The sequence below is a fragment of the Emticicia sp. MM genome (assembly GCF_001649495.1).
This window is the reverse complement of record NZ_LXHX01000096.1, coordinates 1-2,905: the sequence shown is the minus strand read 5'-3', so window position 1 is coordinate 2,905 and position 2,905 is coordinate 1. Positions and strand designations below refer to the sequence as shown.

Here is a 2,905-nt window from a genome sequence, read left to right as displayed (position 1 = left end):
TTCAAAAATAGGATTTTGAAGAATGGTGTTTTTTAGTATCTCTACTTTTTCGGTAGTTATAGGAGCTTCGATAACCAATTTACCATTATCACAAATCAAGTTTTTGAGAATATCGCCTACGGCTTTTGGCTTCCTTTCATAAATAAGTTGAGATTTCCGAACCTAAATAATACTTTTGTTTAAAAAAAGAATAATATCATTAACGTTGGTATGGTTATTTTTGAAAAAGGAAAATAACTCTTCATCTCCCGTTATTTTCTCTACTTCCCAAATATTATTCTTTTCAATTAACATTATTGTAAACCAATTGTCATTATATTTGGAAGTAAAAAATAACCTTTTACGCATATCACGTTTATTTTTATTCAAATGAACAAAATTTGTAAAACCAATAATTCTCAATTTTTTTTCTATTTCCATATTTCATTTTATAAAAATTACGTCCACAGCTTTATATGTGCCATCAACATTTTTTATACTTGTTGAACTTTAATTTATTTGGAACCAATTTATATCTTCTTCACCATATTTATTCTTTCCTTTATCTGCCTTGATAAATAAAAGTGCAATTATCCATATAAAACCAATAAATGGTATTACACCTATTAATGCAAAGAAACCACTTAAGCCGATGTCATGACAACGTTTAATTTTCTGAATAAAGAAGAATAACCCAAATGGAATCATTAATAAAAATAAGTCATTTGAAATTTTAAAATATTCTATCAGGCAACCAATAAGTAATAATGGCGTTAAGAAAATTATAGTCGAAATCAAAAAGCTAAATCGATTTATACGACCATTAAATGAAAAAATATTCATAATAGAAAATGATTTTTATTTTGGAAAACTAATCTATTTCACTAAAAAACTTATAACCTTCGTAATGCTCTAATTCTTTTACAGGTATCATTTCTTTGGGTAGCAGAGGGCTCTCAATGTTTAATTCAATACCTTTTCGATAAGCAAGTTTTGCAAGTGTAAGTGCTTCAATGTTTAAAAAATCTTTTACTACTGCTTGATGTTCTTGTTTATTATGCGATGATAGCAATTCTTTGATGCCTAATTCTATTAGTGATTTGTCTTTTTGTAAAACTCCCTTAAAAGCGTTTACACAGCCTATATAATGTTTTGCAATATTTTTTTTATTGGTATGCTTTACTAATTTTTCTATTTGCTTAGATAGTTCAATATCATCATTTTGAATACTTGCTTGTATTGCCTTGCCAAAAGCTGAACCAAACGTATCTAAAAAATTATCTTTGAATAATAAGTAACGATTTATTAGACTACTGCTATCGCTTATTATAGCATAACTAAACCCAGTTGATACCAAAAAAATATTACTACTTGTATATCTTTCATAATCAAATTTTTCATGCAAATAGATTTTAGTCATTGCTGCTTTATAAAAATATTTTTTTGCTTGACTATAATTCAGCGTGTTATAAATTTCATTTGTTGCTAAATCAACATTTGCTTCAATTATACACATTGATATATACACCTTATTATAATCAGGTATTAATAATTCCTTTAGGCATTTTTGTTCTTCAATTAAGCATCTTTCAGCATTAATTTTTAAATCTTGTATTGTCATCATTTTAAAAATTATCGAGTTTTAGTATAATCACTTGTTTTAAATTTTTATCAATAGTTACGACAAATCGTTCAATTTTATTCTGTTTAAATAAAGTATTCATTGTATTCCCAATTTGCTGTATATCAACATCGGGATGTTTTATCATTAAAGCAATATTACTACGAGTCCAACTGTCACTCATTTGTATTCCACTATTTACTGTACTTGGCAATTCAACTGAAGTTCCATTTAAAGGTTTTGCCTCAAAAATTCTAACAGAGGTAGGATTTGTTTTGTTTGGAGCAAAAGAAAGTACATCAAAGCCATTCCCACTATTATTAACTTTAATATTCAACACATCGCCTGTAGGGTTTATTTCTTTTGCCATTAATTCAGCTATTTCTTCTCCTATTTCACCTTGTAGTTGACTATTATTGGCATTAAAAGCAACAATATAATCATCAATCTTTTGTTTTAGTAAACTACTCGCTTTTGGGGCAACTACAAGAGCTTTTCCCTCATTGACTAAATTTTTAATGTTATTAATCGCTCGACTACCACCAGAACGGGGAACTGTGGTCACATTTTTTAAAGCAATAATATCTACTTCTTCAATATGCCCTATTATTGTAACTCCTTCTGTTACTATCTCAATTGGTTTCTTGATTTTTGCCCTTTCTGCGGCTTGTGCTAATAGTTTTAAACCCCGCTTACTGGCTGCCGCTATGCCTTCACCTACTAATAAATCTGTGAAAACTTTGCCTGTTCTTCGCCCATCTTCATAACAATCAGGTGTTACAGCCGACGAATTTAGCCATTCTATTAGGTTTTCAATCATTTTTCCTTGCTTAATTGCTGTTTCTGCATCTGGGCAAGGAGGTGGGCAAGTTAAAACTTTTACACCTTCATAAAGATTTTTGTAAGTTTCTAATTCTTTCAAACTTTTGATGGCTTCCCATAAATCAGACCAACTTCCTGAAAAGCCATCTTTTAAACCTCTGTAATAATCTAATGTTGATAAACAGGGATTATCATCTTCAAAATCTTCTTCGTTAAAATATTTATCTAAAATTATCTCATCTTCAACATTCTCCACCACCTCATCAATCAAATCAGGGTTAGTAGCCAAATCATTAAACTCTTCTTTCAAAGAAGTACCTATTACATCTTTTACCAAACCATCAATAGCAGTTTGACATTGCGAACCTCCTGCTGCAATTTGTGTAATCATTGCATCAGTAACTGGTGGTAGACTGATACCTTTATCTTCAAAAATAGGATTTTGAAGAATGGTGTTTTTTAGTATCTCTACTTTTTCGGTAG

Annotated in this window: 4 protein-coding genes; all 4 read right to left on the bottom strand. The window is 29.6% G+C overall.

What is annotated here, in order from left to right; genetic code table 11:
• Positions 1-162: 162 nt before the first annotated feature.
• Positions 163-420, bottom strand: a complete 258-nt coding sequence (locus A6M55_RS11685) for a hypothetical protein (protein ID WP_064197770.1) — start codon at positions 418-420, stop codon at positions 163-165.
• 69 nt (positions 421-489) lie between these two features.
• Complete coding sequence (locus A6M55_RS11680) at positions 490-822, bottom strand: DUF805 domain-containing protein (RefSeq protein WP_064197769.1); 333 nt, start codon at positions 820-822, stop codon at positions 490-492.
• Positions 823-850: 28 nt separating this feature from the next.
• A complete protein-coding gene (locus tag A6M55_RS11675) occupies positions 851-1,603 on the bottom strand; it encodes an Imm49 family immunity protein (RefSeq protein ID WP_064197768.1) in 753 nt (250 codons plus the stop codon).
• Between the two features lies 1 nt (position 1,604).
• Positions 1,605-2,905, bottom strand: a 1,301-nt coding sequence (locus tag A6M55_RS11670; RefSeq protein ID WP_229235520.1) for a hypothetical protein, incomplete at its 5' end; no start/stop codon positions are given.

Excerpts from the sequence above, each read along its gene's own strand:
- A6M55_RS11675 (WP_064197768.1), bottom strand. The coding sequence starts at position 1,603 with ATGATGACAATACAAGATTTAAAAATTAATGCTGAAAGATGCTTAATT.
- A6M55_RS11685 (WP_064197770.1), bottom strand. The coding sequence starts at position 420 with ATGGAAATAGAAAAAAAATTGAGAATTATTGGTTTTACAAATTTTGTT.
- A6M55_RS11680 (WP_064197769.1), bottom strand. The coding sequence starts at position 822 with ATGAATATTTTTTCATTTAATGGTCGTATAAATCGATTTAGCTTTTTG.